The 22,033-nt window shown below is 68.1% G+C and carries 15 protein-coding genes and 2 pseudogenes; 10 read left to right on the forward strand and 7 right to left on the reverse strand.

Features of this window, described 5'->3' with window-relative positions; genetic code table 11:
* Positions 1-529: 529 nt before the first annotated feature.
* Entirely contained in the window at positions 530-1,138 is a 609-nt protein-coding gene (locus FMEAI12_RS22885) for a TetR/AcrR family transcriptional regulator (RefSeq protein WP_165938724.1), read from the forward strand.
* A 48-nt stretch (positions 1,139-1,186) separates the two neighbouring features.
* Positions 1,187-2,692 carry an alpha/beta hydrolase domain-containing protein gene (locus FMEAI12_RS22890; protein WP_112107795.1) on the forward strand — a complete coding sequence of 502 codons (1,506 nt, stop codon included), beginning with the start codon at positions 1,187-1,189 and terminating at the stop codon, positions 2,690-2,692.
* Here FMEAI12_RS22890 and FMEAI12_RS38555 read toward each other — a convergent pair.
* Positions 2,619-2,914, reverse strand: a pseudogene (locus FMEAI12_RS38555) (hypothetical protein); the annotation flags it as partial. The gene FMEAI12_RS22890 and the pseudogene FMEAI12_RS38555 overlap by 74 nt on opposite strands.
* Between FMEAI12_RS38555 and FMEAI12_RS22905 the strand changes: the two are divergent.
* On the forward strand, positions 2,904-3,530 hold the full coding sequence (locus tag FMEAI12_RS22905) for an SAM-dependent methyltransferase (protein ID WP_235014334.1): 627 nt from the start codon (positions 2,904-2,906) through the stop codon (positions 3,528-3,530). The pseudogene FMEAI12_RS38555 and the gene FMEAI12_RS22905 overlap by 11 nt on opposite strands.
* Positions 3,531-3,663: 133 nt before the next feature.
* Here the strand turns inward: FMEAI12_RS22905 and FMEAI12_RS22910 are convergent, their stop codons facing one another.
* Together FMEAI12_RS22910 and FMEAI12_RS22915 are read right to left on the reverse strand one after the other, a co-directional pair.
* Positions 3,664-4,758 (reverse strand): phosphatase PAP2 family protein, encoded by a 1,095-nt coding sequence (locus tag FMEAI12_RS22910; protein WP_112107786.1) that lies wholly within the window; start codon positions 4,756-4,758, stop codon positions 3,664-3,666.
* 911 nt (positions 4,759-5,669) lie between these two features.
* Entirely contained in the window at positions 5,670-6,419 is a 750-nt protein-coding gene (locus FMEAI12_RS22915; RefSeq protein WP_368672100.1) for a DUF2993 domain-containing protein, read from the reverse strand.
* Between the two features lie 961 nt (positions 6,420-7,380).
* On the opposite strand from FMEAI12_RS22915, the gene FMEAI12_RS22920 reads away from it, so the two are divergent.
* The 7 genes and pseudogenes from FMEAI12_RS22920 to FMEAI12_RS22950 form a co-directional block, all read left to right on the forward strand.
* Positions 7,381-9,603, forward strand: coding sequence for an MMPL family transporter (locus tag FMEAI12_RS22920; protein ID WP_112107798.1), 2,223 nt, complete (start codon positions 7,381-7,383; stop codon positions 9,601-9,603).
* Between the two features lie 100 nt (positions 9,604-9,703).
* A complete protein-coding gene (locus tag FMEAI12_RS22925; protein ID WP_112107787.1) occupies positions 9,704-11,035 on the forward strand; it encodes a sensor histidine kinase in 1,332 nt (443 codons plus the stop codon).
* Entirely contained in the window at positions 10,938-11,618 is a 681-nt protein-coding gene (locus FMEAI12_RS22930; RefSeq protein ID WP_112107788.1) for a response regulator transcription factor, read from the forward strand. Before FMEAI12_RS22925 ends, FMEAI12_RS22930 begins: the two co-directional genes overlap by 98 nt.
* 956 nt (positions 11,619-12,574) lie before the next feature.
* Complete coding sequence (locus tag FMEAI12_RS22935; RefSeq protein ID WP_235014336.1) at positions 12,575-13,876, forward strand: SGNH/GDSL hydrolase family protein; 1,302 nt, start codon at positions 12,575-12,577, stop codon at positions 13,874-13,876.
* Between the two features lie 8 nt (positions 13,877-13,884).
* Positions 13,885-14,469: a hypothetical protein gene (locus FMEAI12_RS22940; protein ID WP_235014338.1), complete on the forward strand. Its 585-nt coding sequence runs from the start codon at positions 13,885-13,887 to the stop codon at positions 14,467-14,469.
* 239 nt (positions 14,470-14,708) lie between these two features.
* On the forward strand, positions 14,709-14,951 hold the full coding sequence (locus FMEAI12_RS22945; protein WP_146776757.1) for a hypothetical protein: 243 nt from the start codon (positions 14,709-14,711) through the stop codon (positions 14,949-14,951).
* Positions 14,944-15,831 (forward strand): annotated as a pseudogene (locus FMEAI12_RS22950) (alpha/beta fold hydrolase); the annotation flags it as partial. The gene FMEAI12_RS22945 and the pseudogene FMEAI12_RS22950, both read left to right, overlap by 8 nt.
* Positions 15,832-16,272: 441 nt before the next feature.
* Here FMEAI12_RS22950 and FMEAI12_RS22955 read toward each other — a convergent pair.
* Genes FMEAI12_RS22955 through FMEAI12_RS22970 form a run of 4 tightly spaced genes read right to left on the reverse strand, consistent with a single transcriptional unit; the run spans position 16,273 to position 21,240 of the window.
* Positions 16,273-17,163, reverse strand: a complete 891-nt coding sequence (locus tag FMEAI12_RS22955; RefSeq protein ID WP_071066929.1) for a hydroxymethylglutaryl-CoA lyase — start codon at positions 17,161-17,163, stop codon at positions 16,273-16,275.
* A gap of 34 nt (positions 17,164-17,197) precedes the next feature.
* A complete protein-coding gene (locus tag FMEAI12_RS22960; RefSeq protein WP_112107791.1) occupies positions 17,198-18,406 on the reverse strand; it encodes a CaiB/BaiF CoA-transferase family protein in 1,209 nt (402 codons plus the stop codon).
* 8 nt (positions 18,407-18,414) lie between these two features.
* Positions 18,415-20,439 (reverse strand): FAD-dependent oxidoreductase, encoded by a 2,025-nt coding sequence (locus FMEAI12_RS22965; protein ID WP_112107792.1) that lies wholly within the window; start codon positions 20,437-20,439, stop codon positions 18,415-18,417.
* Positions 20,440-20,484: 45 nt separating this feature from the next.
* Positions 20,485-21,240 carry an IgiC gene (locus FMEAI12_RS22970; protein ID WP_112107793.1) on the reverse strand — a complete coding sequence of 252 codons (756 nt, stop codon included), beginning with the start codon at positions 21,238-21,240 and terminating at the stop codon, positions 20,485-20,487.
* Positions 21,241-22,033: the final 793 nt, after the last annotated feature.

Consider the following 22,033-nt stretch of genomic DNA (forward strand, 5'->3'; position numbering starts at 1 on the left):
ACGCGACGGCGGGGACTCGCCCGGGCTCTCCTGCGACTCTGACTCCACGAACACAAGGATCTCCGATCACCCCTCCGTAGCCAACCCGCACCCGCGAGGGTGTCTCACACGAGTCTGACAGGGAGGGCTGCGCCTATGACACCACACGGCCTGCCGGACCCCTCTGCACCCAGGGTCACCGCAAAGTCGTGTTCCTGCTGGTCACGAGGATGATTGCTTGGTCGGGACAGCGGGCTGCCTGTCCCTCTGTGGTCTGATCAACGAATACGAACGAGCCACAACGGCGCGGCTGATCTTACGGACATAGTGCCCGTCGGCGACGAGAAAACCCGCGAGGCACAGAGCAGACGCACGGACACAGCCGACCATCACGCCGCCGGCCCCGCGTCGTCGCATCACCCCAGGTAACAGGCCCAGGCCGACTTCTGCGACCCCACAGGTGCAGTGGGACAGCTGGTGCGGTCAAGCTGCCCGACGGCAGCGATAATTGACACTTGTCGCTTTGTGGACGGATGTCTATTATCGATTCGTGCACCCCGAGCCGCCGCAGGTACCCCGCCCCCTCGACCGGAGGGTGCAGCGCTCACGCGCGGCTCTGTTCTCGGCCGCGGTGCGCCTGGTGTCCGAGCGCGGCACGGCGGCCATCCCGGTCACCGACCTCGCCGCGGTGGCGGACGTGAGCCGGCAAGTGATCTACGTACAGTTCGGTGATCGTGAGTCGCTTCTGGTGGAGGCCGCGATCGACCTGGTCAGGCGGGAACTCTTTCCGCAGCTCGAGGGCGGCACCGAGGCCGGGCGGCGGCGGGCACTGGCAACGGCGCGGCACTTCGCCCACCACCGGTCGTTCTACCGCGCGATGCTGACCGGCTCGTGCGCGTTCGCCATGACCAGGGCACTGAACGGTGTGCTCGGCTCACTCCAACGGCCGGTCATGCGGATGTTGTTCGGCGAGCTGGACCAAGCCGCGGTGGAGGACCTGACGGCGTTTTTCTCGGGCGGGATGGCAGCGGTCATCAACGACTGGTTGATCGACGGCGAGGACCCGCTCGATCCCGAGGAGTTCACGGACCGCCTGCTCCGCCTCATGTCGGTCGTCACCGCTGGCCAGCACCTCCGAGCGGACGGAGGTCACGTTTGATGACCCGGGCAGCAGTGTCCTCCATAGAAACGATTGGGGTTGGAGAACGTGGCCAGAAAGCGCAAGTTCTCAACAGATAGGCATGTCTCGGCGTTCGTCTGTTTCCTAGCCGTCGCCGTATTCGGGTCGGCATGTTCCGACGGGTCGGGGCCGACGTCGAACACGGCGACGGAGACGACTCCGACAGCACCGCCGCGACCCGCGGGACCGGCTGCCGAATTACACGAGCTCAGCGGCGGCAATGGTGTTGGCCTGGGTTCCCCGACGAAGGTCGACCTGGCCGGCACCGGGTACGTCGAGACCGAGTACGCCGCGTCGGGGACGGCAACGTCGTACGACCCGCGGGGTGCGCTCGGTGCCGACGGGCGCTGGACATTCCAACCCGGCACTACCGCCCCGTACACCACCCGGGTGCTCGTACGGCGACCAGCCGCGGACAAGTTCAGCGGCACTGTCGTCGTGGAGTGGCTCAACGTCAGCTCCGGGACCGACTCCGACGTCGTGTGGTCGAGCACGCACGAGGAGCTGATGCGGCAGGGCGACGCGTGGGTCGGTGTCTCGGCGCAGCGCATCGGCGTCATGGGCGGCCCCGCGCTCACCCCGACCGGCGGCGGTAGCGCCACCGCGGGCGGATTGGTCAATACCGACTCCGCACGGTACGGCTCGCTCAACCAACCCGGCGACGGGTACTCCTTCGACATCTTCACCCAAGCCGCGCGCGGGGTACGTGCCGGCGGCGTGGCGATGGGTGACCTGAAGCCGCAGCACGTGCTCGCGGCGGGACAGTCCCAGTCGGCGTACGCGCTCGTCACCTACCTCAACGGGGTGCAACCCCTCACGCGCGAGTTCGACGGCTTCCTCGTCCACAGCCGGGGCAGCGGCGGCCTTCCGCTCGTCGCGCCCGGTGAGCCCGCCAGCCTCGGCTCCGAGACGGCGACCTCACCTGTGATCATCCGGGCCGACACCGACGTGCCGGTGCTCGAGGTGCAAGCCGAGGGGGACCTACGCGCCCCGCTGAACTCCGTCGTCTCGCGCCAACCCGACAGCGGCCAGTTCCGCCTCTGGGAGGTCGCCGGGGCCGCGCACGCTGACGCACACACAGTCGGGCCGTTCGCAGACGCACTCGGCTGCGGAGCGATCAATAATGCACCCATGCACGTCGTCGTTAAGGCGGCACTGCACGCCCTGGAGGAATGGGTAAGCGAGGGGACGCTGCCTGCCACGGCACCGCGGCTCGAGGTCACCCAGAACAGCCCGCCGCAGGTCGCCCGCGACGCCGACGGCATCGCCCGGGGCGGCGTGCGGACCCCACCCGTAGACGTACCGGTCGACGTCCTGTCGGGCACCCCCGGCCCGAACCCCTCCGTGATCTGCAGCCTGTTCGGTTCCACGACACCCTTGCCCGCCGAGCGTCTCACCGCGCTCTACTCGTCCAGTGACGCCTACCTACAGAAATACACCACCGCCGCGGACAGCACGATCAAAGCCGGATTCGTCCTGCCGGCAGACCGCGACGCGCTCCTCGCCTACGCGCAACCGACCCGCATCCAATAGATCCCTGGCATCGACGGGGCTGTTGCATTCGGGGAAGGCGTGGCGTGCCAGGCCCCGGTCGGACCCGGTGATCAGACAGCGAGGGCGAGTCGGTGAAGGCAGCCGATAGGCGGAGCCGGGGTTCGGTCTCGATAGCGAGTTCGTAATGTCCGCGGCGGATGTTCTGGACAGAGCGCGCCCGGTGCTGATCGTCTGGGCGGAGCGGAGGCGCATGATCAACCTTCGGGCCGCCAGCACGATCACCTCGGGTGGGAACCGGAAGCCGGTGAACTCCGAGACCGAGACCGGTGGACGGGCGGCACGTCGATGCACCATCCGATCATGTCGGATTCTCTACGTCGACAACGACCCCATCGTCCTGGCGCATGCCCGAGCGCTACTCACCAGCACCCCCGAGGGTCGGACCGCGTATCTCGACGCCGACTTCCGCGACCCGGAGACGATCCTGGAGTCCGACCAGCTGCGGGAAACACTCGATCTGAGCCAGCCGATCGCGGTCAGCCTGATCGCGATCGTGCACTTCATCGTCGACGACACCGTCGTCAAGGACCTCATCGATCGGATCATGCGTCCGCTGCCGGCGGGCAGCATCCTGGCGCTGTCCACCTGCACGGCCGACAGCGCGCCCGAGGAGGTTCGAGTCGGGGTGGCCGCGTACAACGCCAACGGCATTCCGCTGGTCGCGCGCGGCCAAGCGGGGGTCGAGCGTTTCTTCTACGGGCTGGAACTGCTCGACCCCGGAGTAGTGCTCGTCAACCACTGGCATCCCGACGAGCAAGCGGCTGCCGTGGACGATGCTCACGTACACATGTACGGCGGAATAGCCCGCAAACCGTAGCCTGCCGAGTCGAGGCTCCTATGGAGTCGCGGGTGCGCGGTCCTGCGCTTGATCATGTGGCAAGGGATCGCTCGAACCACGCCCTTTGAGACCGGCGTCGGATGTCCAAGATGCCAGCGCAGATTTCAGTTTTTCAGGAGCGGACCGCCGGCGGCGGCTTGCCGGTACGCGCCGGAGGCAGGGCCGGCCGGGCGGCTGATGCCGTCGTAGCATCGCTGGCAGCGCGACCGGCATCAGCAGCACCGGCAGCAGCCGTACTGGCCGCAGGGCTGCGGTCCTGTTGGGTCCCGACATCGGCCGTCCACGGGTCGCTGCGCCATGCCCCGTCGAGGTCGTCTGTCGAGGGGGGCGTGCTGGCTGCTATCGGGTCGAGGTCGTGGGCCCGTCCACGTAGCTGCTCTCTGACTGAGATGCGCCATAGCCGCATCCGGGCATGGACCTCAGGCCGGGTCAGCTGGACCGCCGTGACGACCAGACCGCCGCCGATCAGGCCGTCCAGCCAGTAGTGGTTGGCCGTTATCACAACAACGGCGATGGTGATCAGTGGATGCAGGATAATCAGCCATCGTGCCCGTGACCGCAGGATGGTCACCACGCCCCAGGCGACCAGGATCGACCATCCGACGTGCAGGCTGGGCATGGCGGCGTACTGGTTGGCTACGGTGTCGCCCGCGGTGTAGGCGGACGGGCCGAAGACCGTTCCGGTGTCCACGAAGGTCACGTCCGGCAGTGTCTGCGGGAGGAACCGGGGTGGTGCCAGCGGATAGAGGATGTGGATGACCAGGGCGACCCCGGTCGAGGCGAGGATGACCGTCCGCACCCGTGGCCACGCGTTGCGGTGTCGTACCAGGACCCAGGCGAGGAAGGCGGTCGACGCCGGGAAGTGGACGCCGGTGTAGACGCGGTTCGCCAGCTCCAGGAGTTGGGTCGAATGCAGTGCGAGCTGTTGGATCGCGGACTCGTTGGGGAGATACAGCAGTCGTTCGAGGTTCCAAACATCCCGGGCGTTCGCCAGGGCCTGCGATTCCCGGCCGACGGCCAGATGCCGGCCCATCCGATAGAGCATGTAGAGCAGGTCAAGGAGGAGCACTTGGCCGGCGATGGACAGGGCCGTCGAGGTCAGGCGGCCGATCCGTGATCTGTGCCACCACGAGTCCCGTGGGGGCGGCGCGACGTTGCGGGATGCGGACGTCGCCTTGCCGTGTGCATGAAATGACATGCTTACCATGAACGACCCCGGCGCATTTCACACTCTTCTGCCGACATGCCCCTTCAACCCCCTGCTCGTGCCGGCCGATCGGTACGTTAGGCAAGCACCCAGAAATTATGACGCCGCTCTCATCGCGCAGAACCAGCCGTGCTCTACACATTGCCCGTCATCCCCGTCGCGTTACGCCACCGACTGGAAGCGCGCGCGGCACGCGGAGGGTGAGGATGATATGATCCGCCAAATTTCTGGCACCGCGCCAAGGAAGACTGATGAACGACGGAGTCCCCGGTCGGTGTGCTGGACGCGCTGCAGGCGGCCAGCGACGCGGCGGCCGCGGTGACGAAGGCGAGTTGTCTGGCCATGCCTCTTCCTCTCGTACGCCTGCCTGCCTGCCTGCCTGCCGAGGGAGGATGTCGCTGACCGATCTGGCGGGGGTGGCTGCGACCAGGTCGCCTTCTGAACGATCTGGTGATGGGTAGGTATCTCGATGTCTCCGTAGGTACCGCGCCAGCCTGTCCGACCAGGCCAGTCCCGTCGTCGTCCACGTGCCGACAATCCCAGCTACGGAGAATGCAGTACACGCCGCCCGCCTTACTCCCAGAGAATGACACAGCGTTTTCGATCAGTAGGTATTCGCGCATGGCGGCGAGCGATCCTCCGGAGCCGATCATGTCGGCGGGAGCGTTCCGGGGTTAACGAGCCGAGGCGGATCGGGGTCACCGGACGATCCGGGCGGCGTAGTGTGCCGCCCCTACGCAGGAAGGCGGCGTCGACGCCGCAGGCGCGGACCCGCATCAGCACGTCACGGCGCCCGGGAACGGTGCCAACCCACCTTGTGACGGGTCTATGTGCGCCATGGCCCGGAGGAGACGGGTGTCGACGTATCAGGCTCGGGCAGCAGCCATGTCCCTGGACGGGAGGGCGTGAGGTCAGTTCCCGCTGTTGTCCGCCGGCGGGCACTGGCGCGTTCGTGCCTCCGCCTCGGGAAGGACGACGTCCTTGGCTGTCGCGGTCAGCGACAGGCCTGACGCGTCGGTTGACGCTTCGACGATGCTGAGGTCGAACGGCAGGCCTCCGACTGGGATCGGGACCGAGGGGAGCAGCTCCCCCACGCCACCGGGCACGGGGATGCTGAAGTTGAGTCCCCCGCGCAGGGAGACTTCGGAGGGGACCAGGGTGAGTTCGTTGTCCCGCACCTCGAAGGTGGTGACACCGCCGATCTCCTGGGCGCCGAGCATCGGCACGTCGGCCGTGCCGGAGACCTCGACCTGCTCTCCGCCGTCCACCGGGTTGATCTGGATCTTGCCGGGCTGGTCGGCCAGAAACGTGTTCACATCGTCGTAGTCGAGACGGACCGTTGCTTCAACATCGTCGACCGGAACCTCACCAACGCTGTTGGTAAGGATTTTCTTGACTGGAATGTGAAGTCCTTTGAGGTGCGCTTCGACCGACGAGATGCGGGGGCCGGGTGTTGAGATTCCCTCGACGCTCACTCCGATGTTCTTGAACGTGCCAAACATGATCTGGGTGAGAAACGGGAATCCGCCGATGCTGACATTGCTCACGGTCGGTGGGATGACATCGCAGGCGAGGCTTTCGGTCACGCTCGCCTCGATCTGTTTGGCCATCTGGTCCTCGGCGGCCGAGACCGCGAACCGGTCGCCCGCCACGAGCACCACGAGCTGGACCACCGCGCCGATCGCGAGGATCCGTCGGCGTCGTCGCCACCGGCGGCGCTTCGGGGAGACCGATCCGTCTCCGGGGCCGACGGCAGGCGGGTGACCGTCTGGACCCGCGGGGGTGGCACTGTCCCCCGCGTCCGGATGTGCCTGCCGGTAGTGGTCCTCGCCGGTCTGCGTACCGATGCGACTCCCGGTGGGTGGGTGGGTTCCGCTGTCGACCCAGGCCGCGTGAGCGGGTTGGGGATCGGCGGATGGGATGGACTGGATCCGCTCCCTCCACAGGGCCTCTGGCCCGGCTGGCATGCCCGGGGTCGGGACACTCCTGCCGATCCCGGCTCTGCCGATCATTTCCGTTGTCCTGCCGGGCGGCGGGGTGACCTCCGGCGCGTCTTGCGCGCTTCCTGCCGGGGAACGCACTGGTCGACCCGGGCGGAAGGCGTCGGCGGGTGGCGGCGGTCCAGTCGGCCGATGAGGGGCCTGCCGTGGCGGGGCCGCTTGCTGGGACGGGCCGTGCAGGTCCCAGGTTGGCCGGTCGCCGTCCGGGCCAGGTCTCCGGCCCGGTGCCTGAACGGAGCCGTCGTGAGCGGTGTCCGCGGGTTTGTGTTCGTCGCCGTCGGGTGTGTGGTTCACCGAACATCTCCACTCCGCGCCGCGTCGAGTTCCTGGGCGCGGCATCGCCGTTCGCTGGTGGTGTGTCGCGCCCAACCCGGAGCCGGGTAACGGGACGCCGTTTCTTGGTCACGTTGGGGACCTCGACCACTGTGCACCGGAGTGGCCCGCTTCCGCGTCGGCCGGAGGCAGTCATTTTCGGCTACTGCAGGCTCAGTAGAAGCATGACGGGCCGGGTCGCGGGTACTGCGTTCTTCGTAGCCGGAAGTGCCGGCGTACGGACGACGACGGGACCCACCGGTTTCGCGCAGTCTTCTCGTGTACCCGAGAAGATGTGGAGATCTCCCCCGTGGCGACTTTTCTTTATCGGCTGGGCCGTCTGTCGTTCCGGCGGCGCCGATACGTTCTTCTGCTATGGGTGGGAGTGCTGGTCGCCGTCGGTTTCGGCGCGGCCAGGGCGCCCGCCGCCCCGGACGACGCGTTCTCCATGCCAGGTACCGAATCCCAGCGGGCGTTCGACCTCCTGGACGAACGTTTCCCCGGCACCGGAGCGGACGGGGCGGTCGCCCGCATCGTCTTCGTCGCCCCACCAGGCCAGACCCTGACCACACCCGAGAACCGCGCCGCTGTTGAACAGGTCGTCGCGGAGGCCACCGCCAGCCCACAGGTCGCCAGCGCCGTGAACCCCTTCCAGAGCGGGGCCGTCAGCACGGACGCGGCGACCGCCTACGCCACGGTCTCCTACACGGCGATCAGTGACGATCTCACCGACGCCACCAAGGAAGCCCTGCGAACCGCGGTCACAGACGGCCAGGCAGCGGGCCTGACCATCGAGCTGGGCGGGGACGCGCTCACGACCCGACCGGGGGCGGGCGGGGTGACCGAGGCCGTCGGAATCGCGATCGCCGCACTCGTCCTGCTGATCACCTTCGGATCCCTGGCCGCGGCCGGACTGCCGCTGCTGACCGCGATCGTCGGCGTCGGCGTCGGAATCGCCTCGATCATGGCCCTGGCCAGCACCCTCGGCCTGTCCTCGACCACCAGCACCCTCGCGATGATGCTCGGACTCGCCGTCGGCATCGACTACGCCGTGTTCATCGTCTCCCGTTACCGAGAGGAACGCGCCCGCGGGCTGGAACCCCAGGACGCCGCGGCGATCGCGACCGGCACCGCCGGGTCGTCGGTGGTGTTCGCCGGACTCACCGTCGTGATCGCCCTGGCCGGCCTGTTCATCGTCGGGGTCCCGACCCTGACGAAGATGGGCCTGGCCGCCGCGGGCACCGTCGGTATCGCCGTCGGAGTCGCGTTGACCCTGGTCCCGGCACTGCTCGGCTTCTTCCAACGCGCCGTGCTCCCACGCGCCGCACGCAAGAGGACAAGGAAGAAGACCGAGCGCCGCGGGCCCAACGCGGGCACCCGCTGGGCGAACCTGATCCTGCGCCGCCCGCTGCCCGTCCTCATCCTCTCCGTACTCGCGCTGGGGGCGATCGCCCTGCCCGTCCTGGACCTGCGCCTGGGCACGGCCGGCGACGAGGCGAAGCCCACCTCCACCACCGAGCGGCGTGCCTACGACGACCTTGCCGCGGGCTTCGGGCCGGGTTTCAACGGCCCGCTGACCGTCGTCGTCGACGCGGCAGATTCCGCCGACGCGCAGGCGGCGGTCACCACGATCACCCAGAGGATCGGCGCAACGCCCGGTGTCGTCTCCGTCTCGGCCGCCCGGTTCAACACCGCGGGCGACACGGCGGTGTTCACCGCGGTGCCGGCCACCGGACCGAGCGAGGCAGCGACCAAGGACCTCGTCCACACCATCCGCGCGCAACGCGCCACGGTCACCGCCGCCACCGGCGCGACGTTCCAGGTCACCGGCACCACCGCCGTGAACATCGACATCGCCCAGAAGGTCCAGGACGCACTCGTCCCCTACCTCGCCATCGTGGTGGGCCTGGCGTTCCTGCTCCTGCTCGTGCTGTTCCGCTCGGTCCTCGTCCCGCTCAAGGCCGCCCTCGGGTTCCTGCTCTCCGTCCTGGCTGCCCTCGGAGCGGTCGTCGCGGTCTTCCAATGGGGCTGGCTCGCCGGGCTCATCGGCCTCCACCAGACCGGACCCATCATGAGCATGATGCCGATCTTCATGGTGGGTATCGTCTTCGGCCTCGCCATGGACTACGAGGTCTTCCTCGTCGCCCGCATCCGCGAGGCCCACGTCCACGGCGAGAAGGCCCGGGACGCGATCACCTCCGGGTTCGGGTACAGCGCCCGCGTGGTGGCGGCCGCCGCACTGATCATGATGGCGGTCTTCGCCGGCTTCATCGGCACCGCCGAACCGATCATCAAAATGATCGGGTTCGGCCTGGCCACCGCCGTCCTGCTCGACGCCTTCGTCGTCCGCATGACCATCGTCCCCGCCGTCCTCGCCCTTCTCGGGGAGAAGGCGTGGTGGATCCCACGCCACCTCGACCGGGTCCTGCCCCACATCGACGTCGAGGGCGAGACGCTGAGCCGGCCAGCCGCTCCCGCGCCAGCCGCCGGCCTCGAGGAGCCCCTCACCCTGGAATCCGCGTCCGCCCGGTGAGCACCGCCCGTCCGAGGACCGCCCGCGCACAACACCGCGGTCCTCGGACGGGGCCCCGTACCGTGAACGCCACGGCCACAGCACCCGACAGGAACCCGCTATGACGATCACCAGCCGGTGGCGGCACATCCAGGACCATCACCGGGGCACCGTGGTGATCGCGCTCCTGGCCTTCGTGGCCGCCGGCCCCGCCAGCAGACTCAACCCGCAGCTTGTCGCCCACGACAGCTCCCCGTACCCCGCGGTCCTGCTCGCCGCCGTCGCCTGCACGGCCCTGCTCTGGAACGAGCGCCATCCCCGCGCGACCGCCGTGGTGGCCATCGCCTGCACCGTGGTCCTGGCCGGCCTGGGCTACCTGCTCACCTCGCTGATGATCGCTCCCGCGATGGCCGCGCTCTACTTCCTGGCCGCGCACACCGACCGCAGAACCACCCTGAGCATCGTCCTCCCCGCCTGCGCTCTGGTGGTCACAACCGCACTGATCGCCGACCCCGACGGCTATCCCCTGGAGCTCAAGACCATCGGCCCGACCGCCTGGCTGCTGATGGCCGCGTCACTCGGCGGCGCGCGGCGGATCAAACAGGACTACCTCGACGCCGTCAAAGCCCGCGCCGAATACGCCGAACGCACCCGGGAGGCCGAGGCACGCCGCCGGGTCGCCGACGAACGCACCCGCATCGCCCGCGAACTCCACGATGTCGTCGCCCACCACATCACCCTCGCCCACGCCCAGGCCGGCACCGCCGCACACCTCGTCCGCACCAACCCCGACCAGGCGGAACCGATCCTCGCCAGTCTCACCGCCACCACCTCCTCCGCACTGCGCGACCTCAAGGCCACCGTCGGTCTCCTGCGGCAGAGCGACGACCCGGACGCCCCCCTGGAACCAGCCCCCTCACTCGCCCAGCTCCCCGAACTCGCCCACACGTTCACCGCCACCGGACTCACGGTCACCATCAACACCCGCGGCGAACCGTCCCCGCTCTCCCCCGGCATCGACCTCACGGCATACCGGATCGCGCAGGAAGCGCTCACCAACGTGGCGAAACACGCCACCACCAACAGCGCATGCGTTGACATCACCTACGCTCCCAACAGCGTCACCCTAATGATCATTAATGGTGGTGGGGGGAAAAGCTCGGCCAATGGGGACCACAGGCCCGACACGGTGAGGTCGATCCCATCCTCGAACAGTGGATTCGGCCTGATCAGCATGCGGGAACGCGCACTGTCCGTCGGCGGACATCTCGAGGCCGGACACCATCCCGAAGTCGGCTTCCACGTCACCGCCATCCTGCCACTACAACCCAGAAACCCCACGAAAACGGAAAACGATGACTATCCGAGTGCTCCTCGCCGACGACCAGACCCTCCTACGAGCGACCTTCCGGATTCTGATCGACTCGTGCGAGGACATGGAAGTCGTCGCTGAGGCCGCGGACGGCCACGAAGCCATCGCAGCGGCCCGTGAACACCACCCGGACGTCGTGCTCATGGACATCCGCATGCCCGGAACCGACGGAGTCGCCGCCACCGCCACCATCTGCGGCGACGAAACACTCGCCGCCACGCACGTCCTCATCCTCACCACCTTCGAAATCGACGAATACGTCACCCAGGCACTTCACGTCGGAGCAAGCGGCTTCCTTGGTAAAGACGTCGGAGCGGACGAGCTCCTCACCGCCATCCGCACCATCGCCGGCGGCGACGCTCTCCTGTCCCCGGCAGCCACCCGCGCCCTCATCGCCCGGTTCCTCGCCGCCCCCGAACCCACAGCCACCGCCCGGGCAAACCCCGCAGTCCTCACGACGCTCACCGCCCGCGAACGAGAAGTCATGGTGCTGGTAGCCGAGGGCTACTCGAACCATGAAATCGCCCGTCGCCTTGTCATCAGCCCACTGACCGCCCGCACGCACGTCCACCGGGCCATGGCGAAGCTCAACGCCCGCGACCGGGCGCAGCTCGTCGTCATCGCCTACCAGTCCGGCCTGCTACAAACCACCCCATCGGACTGACCGCCCCAGAACCTCACAGCCCGGTCGCGGTTCTCTGTACCACCGCACGCTCGATCGACGGGCCGCGCCCAGAGGCCCGCCTCGCGTCAGCCTTTCCCCGGCCACCCTCCTCCCAGCCTTCATGCCTATCTTCTCAATCATCGGTGCGGGTCGTCGCGGCGGCACTGCGTACCGTTCTCGGGCCGAGATTCTGGCATGTTCCCGGAAACCGATCTGCGTGGGCAGGGGTACCAGGACCTCTGACATGCCGGCACGCGCTCGCCCGCGACACGGCGAATCCGGTGCCCGGCTGAGGTGGTGTGGCCCGCTACACCACCAGCCGGGGAAGATTCCCCCTCGAACCCGCAAACAGATCGAGGCAGCATGGATGCCAGAACCTCACAGCCACTGAAAACTCGGAGTCGCCTGGCTGGCCGAGGCCTATTCCGCCTGGACACGAACGCGCTGGTTAACAGCCATCACACTCCTCCCCATCAGGAGTACTGGGTAGGAGGCCGGCGTACCGCGTTCGCAGTAGGCAGTTGTCGACAAACGCACGACGACCGACGATCCCTGTTCAGACAAACTGAAGAGGTGCCCGAGAACAGCCGCGAAGAAGATGCTGTAACTGCTCCTCGCCGACCGAACGACCCGAGAAATGCACGACCACCTGGCGGGCTGCAGTAGGCCGCCAGACGACAGAGGCCGTCATCCGGAAGTAGGGCGCGACTGATCAGCCCTGCCCCTTGTACGCGCCGGGCCCTGTGCAATGCGGGTGCACGGCGTGGGCCCGTGGGCCCGGCGGTAGCCCCCGCCGGGCCCACGGCGCCTGGACACCACCACGCCCAGGCCGCGGTACACGGCCCCGACCTGCAAACCTTGCCCCGAGCGTCGCCATTTCCGGCTCAGGCCTAAACGATCCCTGCAGAAACGCGAGAAAACACAACACTCGATCCGGCATTCAGGTTCGACTCATCGTGACCCACGCCGGCTCGCCGTTCCCGCGCAGCTACGATCATCTGCCTGACGCCCTCGACACCGGAGCATCATTCACAACCGGCGGTTACCTTCCATGCCCGCAGGTCAGACATCAGAAGTGCCACCCGAGACGGAAGTGGGAGGCAATGATAAGAACTCAGCTACGCGCCGGGTTGGTCTGCACACTCGCGTGCGGCACTCTGATCACCGCGGTCGCCCTCAACCGCCACGACGGCGGTTCAGCTCCAGCAGCGGCAGCCGCAGCGCTTCCCGAGACGACAACGACGCCGGTTCCGACTCGGACAGCAACTGCAACTGCAGCGCCAGCGCCAGCTCAGGGGGCATACGTCGCCCTGGGCGACTCCTATACCGCCGGTCCCGGAATCCCCTCCCAGATCGGAGAACCCGGCGGCTGCGATCGTTCGGACCGCAACTACCCGACGCTGATCGCCGAGAATCTGGATCTTGAGGAATCCGATTTCACGGATATGAGCTGTTCCGGGGCCACGATCGCGGACCTGTCCTCGCCCCAGTCCACTGGGGACGGAGTCAACCCCGCCCAGTTCTCGGCCCTTTCCGCCACAACGCGGCTGGTCACGATCGGCATCGGCGGCAACGACATCGGTTTCACCTCGGTGGTCAATCAGTGCGTCCGGGCCGGCGTGCTCTACAACGCGCTCGCCGGCGGCACCTCGAACTACGCACCCTGCAAGAGGAAGTACGTCTCCGCCGGAACCGACGAGGTACACGAGAAGATCCAGGCCGCAGGGCAACAGCTGTCCGTCGCGCTGGGCGAGATCACCCGTCGCGCGCCGCAGGCCGACGTGTACATCGTGGGATACCCGGCAATCCTTCCCACCGACGGCGTCGGTTGCGCACGCACCATGGGACTCACAACCGGCGACATCACCTACCTGCGCCAGAAGGAGCAGGAGCTCAACACCATGCTGCAACAGCAGGCAGAAGCCGCCGGCGCCGGGTACATCGACACCTACACCCCTTCCCTCGACCGCGACGCCTGCGCGCCGAGAGACATCCGCTGGGTCGAGCCACTGATTCCCCTCAACCCCGCCGCCTCCGTCCACCCCAACGAACGCGGCGAACGCGGCATGGCCGACGCGATCCTCCAAAGCATGTCGCATCAGACGCCACCGACCCGATCGCACACGCACACGCACACGCACACGCACACGCACACGCCCATCCCGCACGGTCTGGCTGACCGACCCCGTCGATCCGTCTCCGCTATCAGGTCCCCCATCGACCTCACCTGCCGCCGGACAAGGACTGGTGTCAGTTAGCGGGAAATGTGCCGGGCAACGCGTACCGCCTCCTCTGCAGAGATGAATGCTTCGGAACCACCCTTGAACCTTCCCGGTTCAGGTGGAAATATGACATAGAAGAGAGGGCTGACGACATGGATTTCTATCAGAAAAGAAACGAAGGCGCTGCGGATATCCAGGCACCCACAGACTCTGGACGCCTCCGGCGTTCCCGGTCGAGCGGACGAATAGCATTCATCGCCATCGCCATCGCCGTGGTTTCACTAGCCGCTTGTGACACGACAAGCACGCCGGATGAGAACTCGGCTACGAATCCCTCGACCGGAATAACGTATGTATCGGCGAGCCCGGGAACTGATGCCGGCAACTCGGAAGGCACCGAAACATATATCAGAAGATTCCGCGAGGAATTTCCTCGGCTGGCGCAGGGAAAAACCGACGCGCAGATTATCGGCGATGCTGAGGCCAGCTGCTCCGATATGGCTGCCAGCAGAAAAATAACCACCCCCTCGATGGGGGAGCGCTACGGTCTCGGCGGATCAACAGCCGACCAGTTCACACTCCACAACATTGCACTGTTGGCCATGTCAACCGTGTGTGGAATCCGCTGACACGCATCACATCGCCGCCACCGACGAGGGCGGACCCCGAGTCACCTCTGCGATACGCGAATCCTCCCGCCGTCGGGCGGCCTAGCCGGAGAACTGTAGAGGGCCTGGATGCGTACGGCAGCAATGCGCACCGAGGACAGGAGAACGTTCCGTGACATCACTGAAACCCGGTGCCCCGACCGGCTCTGAGGGCCGTCACGAACTCGAGGAGGACGTGCTCGCTGCGCTCGCCCGGGTACGTGGTCGGTGAGGAGCACGCGGACAGTATGGAGGTCACAAGGGACACGACGTTCCAGACGGATCCTGACCTGGAAAGGATCGAGTTCGTAGCCCCGGCCGACCGCACGCGCCTCCGTTACGGATCATCGGTCGATCTCGTCGCCTTTCTGGCCACGATGCACCTGGCCGAAGCGATCAGATCGTCCGTCGGTGACGTCGTCTACCTGATCGCCGATAGCCTGTCCGGTGCCAGCCATGGCTGACGTCATTGCCAACGGGATCCGCCTGAACGTCCAGCACCTCACGCCGACACGCGGGGCGGATCCCGACGCGCCGATCGTCGTCACGCTGCACGGCATGGTGATCGACAATCTGTCCAGCTTTTACTTCAGCCTCGGCACCTTTCTGGCGAACGCGGGCTGCGACGTCGTGTGCTACGACCTGCGCGGGCACGGGCGCAGCGATCAGACACCCGACGGGTACGACATGGCCAGCTCCCTCGCCGACCTGTCCGGGTTGCTGGTCGCACTCGGCATCGACCGGCCGGTACACATGGTCGGCAACAGCTACGGAGCGACACTGGCGTTGGCCTACAGCCTCGCCCACCCAGAGCAGGTGGCGAGTCTGACCCTGATCGAGCCCCCCTTCCTCATCGAAGGTCTCGGCGCGCAGATGGAACACTCGCTCAGCCGGGTGCTTACGGCGACCTCGCACGAGAAGGTCGAGCAGTGGCTGGCGAACGACGCCAGGCGCGCGGTCGCGCGGACTATGTGCACCGCTCGATGGCTGCTGCGCGAGACCACGCTGAGGCGGGACATGCTCGCCACTCCGTCGTTCGACCCCGCTCGGCTGGCCGCGTTCACCGCGCCGGTGCTCGCCGTGTACGGCGCCAACTCGGACCTCATCGACCACGCCGCGAGCCTGTCATCGCTGATGCCCGACTGCACTCTGGTCGTCCTGCGTAACCATACCCACGCGGTGCTCCGCGAGGCCACCGGCTACCTACGCACACTGACGCACTGGTGGTTGTTCCACCGCGGAACAGCACCCATGCCGACCTACATCCCGCCGCCCGGCCCTGGCTTCGTCATGCCCGCCTGGGTGCGCGAGAAAGTACCGCCGCCGGACCTCAGGCGTCCAGCCCGTAACCCCGACGGTCGACTCCTGCAACGATCGCCGATGCTCTGCGAAACGTGCTCGACGATCCGACCTACCGGGCGGCCGCCGGGCGACTGCGACAGCGGACGCGCCGTCGCGCGGGCGGCGAGCGAGGGAACGCCGGAGCCCCTGCAGACGGCTGGAAGCGATAGATATTCACGCCGGCCCGGCCCCTATGCACGGGTACCGAGCAACCGCGGCGGTTCAGTGACAGCCAGGACTCACCCACCCGCCACACATCACCGGGTGCCGACACCCAATGCATAAATCCCGAATCCGGGCCCGTCCCGCGCCCCTGCCACGTGTCTGCGCCGTCCCGATCTCTCCCCAGCATCTTGATCATGATGGCGGTACCGAGATCCAGAAAACGATCGCCGCCCTGCCGCGCCGACCACCCCGAGGACACTCCCAGATGTCGCCTCGGTATCAGCCTGGGAAGGTGCCGGCGCGGCCGAGCAGCGCCGGCACGTCGATCCCGAGCTGCTCGCCGATCCAGCGGCCGGTGGCCGCGAGCTCGCCGAGATCCACGCCGGTCGCGACGCCCATCCGGTCGAGCAGATAGACGAGGTCCTCGGTGGCGATGTTGCCGGTGGCCGCCGGGGCGAACGGGCAGCCCCCGATGCCCCCGGCGCTGGCGTCGAGGGTCTCCACACCGGCGCTGACCGCGGCGACGGCGTTGGCGTAGCCGGTGTTGCGGGTGTTGTGGAAATGGCACCGCAGGGCGACGCCGGGGGCGACGTCACGGACGGCCGCCACCAGCTCGGTGACCTGCGTGGGCACCCCGACACCGATGGTGTCGGCCAGGGCGATCTCCGCGGGGCCCGACTCGACGACCCGGCGGGCCAGGTCCCGGACCCGGTCCGGGCTCACCTCGCCTTCGAACGGGCATCCGAACGCGGCCGAGAGCGTGACGGAGGGCCGGATACCGGCTTCGTGTGCCAGGCCCGCGATCTCCGACCAGGCACGCAGGCTCGCCTCGACCGTCATCCCCTGGTTGCGTTCGCTGAACGTCTCGGTGGCGAGGACGACCATGTTGACCTCGTCGACCCCCGCGCGGGCGGCGCGTTCGAATCCCCGCCGGTTCAGGACCAGGCCGATGTACGAGACCCCGCTGTCGCGGGGGACCTGTGCCATCACCTGTTCGGCGTCGGCCATCTGCGGGACGCGTTTCGGGTGCACGAACGCCGTCGCCTCGACCCGGCGCACGCCGCCGGCGACGGCGCGCTGGATCAGCGTCACCTTGGTCTCGGTCGGGAGCAGCGTCTTCTCGTTCTGCAGGCCGTCCCGCGGGCCTACCTCGCAGATCGTGATGGCCACGCGGTACTCCGTTCACGTGTTCGACTGGTGGTGGTCAGATGACGCCGTCGGCGACGAGCTGTTCGCGGTGGGCGGGGCTGATACCGAGCAGGTCGCCGTAGATCGACTCGTTGTGCTCGCCGAGCTCCGGGCCCAGCGAGCGGATCCCGCCCGGCGTGGCGGACAGCCGCGGCGCGACATTCTGCATGGGGAACTCACCGAGGCGGTCGTGCAACAGGCGGACGACGGCCTTGCGGGCCTTGAAGTGCGCGTCGGTGACCATGTCGGCCGCCGTGTAGATCCGGCCGGCCGGGACGCCCGCCTCGTGCAGGCGGTCGAGGAGCTGGGCCGAGGGCTGGGTCGCGGTCCACTCGCCGATGATCTTGTCGAGCTCCTCCAGGTGCTCACCGCGTGCCTGGTGCGTCTGGAAGTGCGGGTTCGTCGCCAGGTCGGGGTTGCCCATGACATCGCAGAGGCGGATGAAGATGGTGTCCCGGTTCGCCGCTATCAGGATCTCCGCGCCGTCCGCGGCGGTGTAGACGTTGCTCGGCGCGACGCCGGGCAGGATGGATCCGGTGCGCTCCCGCCGGAAGTCGGCCAGCTCCCATTCCGGGACCAGAGCTTCCATCAGTGCCAGCACGGCCTCGTAGATGGCGGAGTCGACGATCTGACCGCGGCCGCTGCGCTCCCGGCTGAGCAGCGCCATGACCGTTCCGAGCGCGGCGAACGTGCCGGCCAGCGAGTCGCCGAGCGAGATGCCGGTGCGGCTCGGCGGGCGGTCCGGATTCCCGGTCGTGTAGCGGATACCGCCCATCGCCTCCCCGATGGAGCCGAAGCCCGCCCGCTGCGAGTAGGGGCCGTCCTGCCCATATCCCGTGACCCGGACGAGGACGAGCCCCGGATTGATACTCGAAAGAGTGTCGTACCCGAGGTTCCACCGTTCCAGGGTGCCGGGGCGGAAGTTCTCCACGAGCACGTCCGCGTGCGCCGCGAGCTGTTTCACCAGCTCCTGACCGCGGGCGTCCCGCAGGTCGCAGGTGATGGACTTCTTGTTGCGGGCGATGATCGGCCAGGTGAGCGACAGCCCGCCCGGCGCCTGGCTACCCCAGTTACGCATCGGGTCGCCCCCGGCGGGGTCCTCTATCTTGATGATTTCCGCGCCGAAGTCGCCCAGCAGCTGCCCGCAGAACGGTCCGGCGATCAACGATCCGAGCTCGAGAACACGGCATCCCGCCAACGGCCCGTGCACTTCTCCGTTGTCCACTGGTCTCCTCAGATTGTTCGGGCCGCGGTGTCGGCTTCCCAGATCGCGTTGAAGATGCGCCGCGGAGCCTGCGCGTCGCCGACGAGGTGGATGTCAAGGCCGGCGCCGTCGAGCTCACGGGCGAGCAGGTCGTTGGCGGTGTTGCCGAGGATGAGCACGACACCGTCGACATCGGGCAGTTGGGAGGTCTCCCCGGTGAAGACGTCGGTGAGGGTGACGGTGTCCCCGTCGATGGCGTTCACTTCGACGTTCGGGGTGAAGGTGACGCCGGAGCGCCGCAGCTGCCCGAAAGCGAACGGAAGGTCGTGGCCGTCGGCGAAGGCGTGTCCGAGCTGGGGGTACTGGGAGACCACGTGCACCGCGTGGCGGCGCTGGCGCAGGTACTCGGCGGTGATGAACGCCTGGCGGTCTCCGGTGTCGTCGACGATCAGGATCCGGTTCGGCAGTTCGACGCTGCCGGTGAGGATCTCCACCGGGGTGTAGACGTTCCACTGGTCCGAACCCGGCAGCGCCGCGGCGTCCCGGGCCCACCGTTCGGGACGGCGGGCCGTCCAGCCGTGGCGCAGCGGCGTGGACCCGGTGGCGACCACGACCGCCTCGTACCGGCCGACCAGGTCGTTGACCGTGACCCGGTGCTTGAGCTGGATGGCGACGTCGGTCCGGGCCAGCTGGGTGGTCAGCCAGTCGGTCACGCCGGTCCACTCCCGGTAGGACGGCGCCCGCGCGATCAGGTTGACCTGCCCGCCGAGAGTGTCGTCCTGCTCGAAGAGGGTGACCTGGTGGCCGAGCTCGGCGGCGGTCAGCGCGGCGCGCAGCCCGGCCGGGCCGCCGCCGACGACCGCGACCCGCCGTCGCCGGCGCTGCCGTGTCTCGTCCTGGCGGAACTGCCGCTCCCGGCCGACCTGCGGATTGTGAATACAGGCCAGCGGCCCGCGGGCGAAGGAGGCGACGCACCAGTTCGCACCGACGCAGGGACGGATGTCGTCCGGGCGCCCCTGCTCGGCCTTGACGGGCCACAGCGGGTCGGCGATGAGCTGACGGGCCATACCGACGAACTGCGCCTTGCCGCTCGCGAGGATGTCCTCGGCCATCTCCGGGGTGGTGATCCGGCCGACGGCCACGACCGGCAGCGAGACCGCGCGGGTGATGTTGGCGGTGTCGGCGACCTCGTAGCCGGCCGACCGGGCCGCCGAGGTGCCGTAGATCTGCATCCGGTCCAGGTAGGTGCCCTGCGTGGTGGAGATGTAGTCCAGGGCGCCCCAGCTCTCGATCTCCGTCGCGATGCGCACCCAGTCGGCGTTGTCGAGGCCGTTCTGCCCGGGGCCGTCGCTGCTGTTGAGCCGGATCCCGAGCACCCGGTCGGCCGGGACGACCTGGCGTATCTCCTCGACGATGCGACGGACGATGCGGATCCGCCCGTCGAACGAGCCGCCGTACTCGTCGGTGCGGTGGTTGGTGGCCGGGGACAGGAACTGGCCGAGCAGGTAGCCGTGCGCCAGCCCGTGGACCTCGACGCCGTCGACACCGCCCTCCATCGCGTGCCGCGCCGCCAGGACGTAGTGCGCGACCAGCTCGTCGATCTCCCGCCGGGTCACCTCGTGCGGGATCTCCCGGTACACCGTGTCGGGCACCGGGCTCGGCGCCCAGGTGGGTAGACGGCTGATGATGCCGTCGGTCTGCCGGCCGCGGTGCCACAGCTGGGCCATCAGCAGCGTGCCGTGAGGCTGGACGGCGGCCGCGACCTTGCGGTAGCTGTCCACCACCGCGGCCTCGTAGGCCAGGATCACGCCGCGCCGTGGCCGGGTGGTCGGGTGGACCGCCATCGCCTCCATGGTGATCACGGCCACGCCGCCGCGGGCCCGCTCGGCGTAGTAGTCCGCGCTGGCGTCGGCGAAGGTGCCGTCGGTGGAGAACTCGGTGGCGTGCGCGGCGAGCCAGATGCGGTTGCGGGCCGTGCGCGGCCCCAGCGCGATCGGGGAGAACGTCACCGGGTACGCGCTCGAGGAAGATGCCGTCGGGTGGTCGTGGGGCATTCGTGCCTCCTGGCCCTCAGCAGCGGTGGCTTTCAACAGCGGGGGTCAGTGGTGGGCCAGGAGCTGCCCGAAGCCCTCCGCCTGGTCGTCGATGCCGTTGCTGCGCAGCGCATACCAGTAGGTCGCCGTGTTGACCGAGATCACCGGGAGATCCAGCCACTGTTCGGCCTCCGCGGCGATCCGGCCCATGCACATGTTCGCGCCGAACTGGACGATCGCCCGTGGCCGGTCGGCGGCGAGCCGCTTCAGTTCACGCCGCAGGGTCTCCCCCGAGGTGTGCGCGATCTGCACCGCCGTCGGAGAACGCAGGTGGACCGCGGTGTGCAGCTCGTAGCCACGGCTTTCCACGAAGGAACGCAGATGCGGCTCGGAGGACGGCTGATAGGGGGTGATCAGACTGATGGGCCCCTCGTCGACGCCGACCGCCCGCAGCGCGCTCGGGATCGCGTCTCCCGCGTGGATGAGCTGAAGATCCTCACCGAACTTGGCCCGCAGCCGATCCCGGATCGCCTCACCGGCCTTCGGGTCGTCGTAGACCGCTTCGATGGAGACTCCGAGCACCACGCACGCCGGGTCACAGGTCAGAACGGAGCCCACGGCGTCATCGACATTGCGGTCGATGTCCCGCACGAGCCCGTCGAAGTCCTCATCGTTGTTGACGACCCAGTCGGGGATATGGATACGCGCGATATGGTTGGTCACTCCGCGCGGCCGCATGTCGTCATACTCGGGCTGCACGACGGTGTTCACCGAGGGCGTGACCACGCCCAGTTTCAGTCTCCAGCCTAACGCGTCCGTCATCACAAGCTCCGTTCTGTCGGGTCCCGGCGAGTGGCGCGCGGCCACCGGCGCGGCCCGCCCTTAGTCCGGCGGGTGTGCTTCACGGGTTCTGCCCACTCGTCCCTGGCGCATCGCGACGCGCGCCCGAGCCGCCCGGAGACGCCGGGAGGCACCGAGGCGCACCCGAGGACGCCGGGCCGACGGCGCCGGACCGACGGCGCCGGACGTCCTTATTGCATACACTTTGACCGGAAGCACTGCAAGAGCCTTGCAACGAAACGGTCATCCGACCTATATTGCATACACTCTTCCTCCTGAGGCGGTGTTCGGATGGCCAACGCGGGCCCTCGACGGACAGGACCGCGGCGCCCTGGAGCGCGGCATCCCGGCCGCCGCCGCGCAGCCGGGGCCAACGAGACAGGCCGGGCCAACGAGGCTGGCGAGCCGAAGCCGGGCTGTCGACGGATGACGCAACGCCGCGCTCCGCACCGCGGGGCGGAGCTGACCGGCGAGGCGACCACCGGGGCCAGGCCTGACCAGCCGAGGTCGCCACGCACCAGAGGTCGCCACGTACCAAATGATCGACGAGCGCGGTGGGCGTCCAGGCCGCCCCGCCCGCATCGCGAACCAGGCAGGTTGACGGCATCCGTGGCGGATTCGCGATTATTGCCGAAAGGACGAATATGCCGGTAAAAGTCTACGAGCGCATCCTCCAGTTGTTCGAAGCCGAGGGAATCAAGACGATCTTCGGTATTCCCGACCCGAACTTCGTGCACATGTTCCACCTCGCCGAGGAACGCGGCTGGACCGTGGT

It is taken from the genome of Parafrankia sp. Ea1.12, from assembly GCF_900465275.1.
In the GTDB taxonomy this organism is placed as follows: Bacteria; Actinomycetota; Actinomycetes; order Frankiales; family Frankiaceae; genus Parafrankia; species Parafrankia soli.